The 2,807-nt window shown below is 56.1% G+C and carries 2 protein-coding genes; both read right to left on the reverse strand.

From position 1 onward, the window contains the following. On the reverse strand, nt 1-468 hold a 468-nt coding region (locus ERD80_RS21210; RefSeq protein WP_136548438.1), incomplete at its 3' end, for a hypothetical protein. A 196-nt stretch (nt 469-664) separates the two neighbouring features. After that, nucleotides 665-2,807 (reverse strand): phosphatidylglycerol--membrane-oligosaccharide glycerophosphotransferase (gene opgB, locus ERD80_RS21215; RefSeq protein WP_136548440.1); only part of this gene is annotated, 2,143 nt, incomplete at its 5' end.

Consider the following 2,807-nt stretch of genomic DNA (forward strand, 5'->3'; position numbering starts at 1 on the left):
CCTGAATTGCTCATCCATCTTTTCAAAGCGTTGATCAATTTTCCTGAATTGTTCATCGATTTGTTCAAAACGCTGATCGATTGTCCTGAATTGCGCATCCACTTTTTCTAAGCGTTTATCGATTTGCCTGAATTGCGCATCCATCTTTTCGAAGCGTTGATCGATTTGTTCAAAGCGTTGATCAATTTTCCTGAATTGCTCATCGACGTTGTCAAATCGCAGCTCAATGGCTTTAAACGTATGGCGGACCTCATTTTCTAAATGCCTGAGGCTCTGTGCCAGTTTATCGACACGTTGCGAGGTGGCGTGATTTGCCCGCATCACGCCTTCCATGGCCTGCGAAAGGTGCGTTTTGGTCAGGCTGTTTTCCTGCTGCATTTCGGCAAAAATGTCGACCATCACTTCGGCCTGGTGATCGGCCACGCCCGCCTGCTGCAGCGCTTTGAATGCCTTATGGGTGTTCATCATCGTCGGTATCATCCCTGTTGCTCCTGGTCGCCTTTCCTGTTGCCTGCAAGGTTATCCAGGTGGTGATAGTTGCACCATGTGATGATGTGGATTTTGCGCGACGTCTCGAAAAATATCAATTCGTACAATGAGTAACGCTAAGCGGCAATAAAAAGGGCCTGCACGCTGGCAGGCCCTGGTCTGGCACGCATTTTTATCAATTTTCGGGCTGCGGAATTATTTTTATCTCCGCCATGCCGATACCGAGTTTGCGTGGATCCTGACCGGTAATGTTGCCGAGATTAGACAGCTGTGGTTCTGGCGGCGTGATGATCAGGTTGCGGCTGGCGCCGGGGTTGGTGAAATGCAGCGTCTGCGTGGAGAACGCGTCACCCAGATTGAGCTGCTGCACTTGATCGCCGACGCGCACCGGAATCGGTCGATGGGCGTTAGCCCCATAGGCACGTGCGGTGATCACCACGTCAAAACGCGCCGGTAGCGGATCGACATATTCAATGTTCACCTCCGGCGCGAGGTTGGCGTTCGACCAGCGTCCCCAGCTTTCCGGCCGTGAAATACCGCTAAAGCGCTTCACGCTGGCCGGCGCGCCCGGCACGGTCAGCAGGAAGCTGTCCGCCTGGTAGCGAATGGCATTATCCTCGATGCGCATTTGCTGCTCGTTGAGCTGATAGGTCGCCGCGCTGACTTTCACCTGCGGGAACTGCGCTTTGCCCTGCCACACCGGCTGGTCGATGCGCGTCACGGTGGGCTGTCCGCCGGTCTGGCCCATCGCCAGACAGAGATCGGTCGACAGCGCCAGCGCCGGCTGCCACAGCCGGCCCATTTTGAAGCAGCGATCGACCCAGACAAACTTATCGCTGGCAGCAAAATCGGCCAGCTGGAAGCGCAGCGGCGCGGCGTATTCGCCTTCCGGCAGCGGCTCTACCTGATGATCGGATACGCGGAACAGGATCGGCAGCCTGAACGTCGCGCCCGAGAAGCTAAAGGTATTTTTGGGCTGGTCGATGGTGAACGTCTTCATCTGGCTGGGGAAATTCCACAGCTGAATGATATCGGCTTTCCACGCCGTGACCTTCTTCGCCATGTCATCGAACTGGCTGGAGAGCGAGGCCGAAGACAGCCCGCTGCGGCCAAGGCCAATCGCGTTATCACCGCCGAGAATATCCAGCACCGTGGCGCCGTTATCCAGTGTGCTGCGCTTGCCATCCAGCACCTCGGCCTGCGGCTGATCGCCACGGATCACCATAAACAGATCGCGGCGCGGCTGCTTGATCAGATACTGATGCGCCGTGTTATTCATCGCCAGGTGATCGGAACTCACCACAATCACGGTGTTTTTAAACCACGGCGAGGCTTTGATGCGGGCAATCAGGCGCGCCACGTGCTCCTGGGAACAGGCCACCGCGCTAAACGACTGGTTGGGTTTGCCGTCATAGCTGTAACTTTTGCGCTGACAGCTGCGCGAAATAAAGCCGTCCGGATGATGGGTGTCCACGGTGAGCGTAAACAGCGCAAAGCGTTTCTGCTGACGCGACAGCTCCTCATACTTTTCAAACACTTCATCCATCACCGTATCGTCGTAAAAGCCCCAGTTGTTACGGTAGCTGGGGTCGGCGACGCGGCTCTTCAGCTCCTGCGAGCCGTACATATTGGCGGCGTCAAAACCGTGTGACAGCAAAAAAGTGTCTTTACCGGCAAAGCGCAGGTCTGCGCCCTGAATAAACCAGTTCTCATAGCCGGAGTGTTTGAGGATATCGCCGAGGCAGATATTTTGCGGATAGAAGCTGGAAAGCGAAGCCGAGGCGTTGCCGTCGAACGGCGCAAATAGCGGAATACCGCACTGCGACGCTACCATGCCGGCGATGGTGTAATCGGTGCCGGGCAGTTGCTCGGTGTTGCTGAAGTCAATGCTGTGATCTTTTTCGCGGCTGAGTTCCGGTGCCAGGCCAGGAAAAGCCTGTTGATCGAAGTAGGTGCGCTCAAGGCTTTCGCCGTAGATATACACCAGGTTGAGCTTCGGCGCGTTAATCTGCTTATTCGGCGTTTTGTAATAGGTTTCGAAATCCGAGTCGGCCTGGCGCGCGTGGGAGGCGATCAGCTCTTTCACCTGGCGAAACGCCGGCGTGGTTTGCACCGAGCCGGCAGCACAGGCGATCGCCAGCAGGCTCCAGCCGAGATGATGCGGACGTTTATGCCGGCGCAGCACCCAGGAGAGAAAACAAAACAGTAAAAACAGGCCGATGATCAAGCCAAGCGCCGGTACCACATATTTGCTCACGCCCGCGCCGGTCAGGCTGTTGGTCAGGGTGTAGAGCACCGCATCGTTGATGCCATCGCCG

The organism is Pantoea sp. R102 (assembly GCF_004916815.1).
Lineage (GTDB): Bacteria > Pseudomonadota > Gammaproteobacteria > Enterobacterales > Enterobacteriaceae > Pantoea > Pantoea dispersa.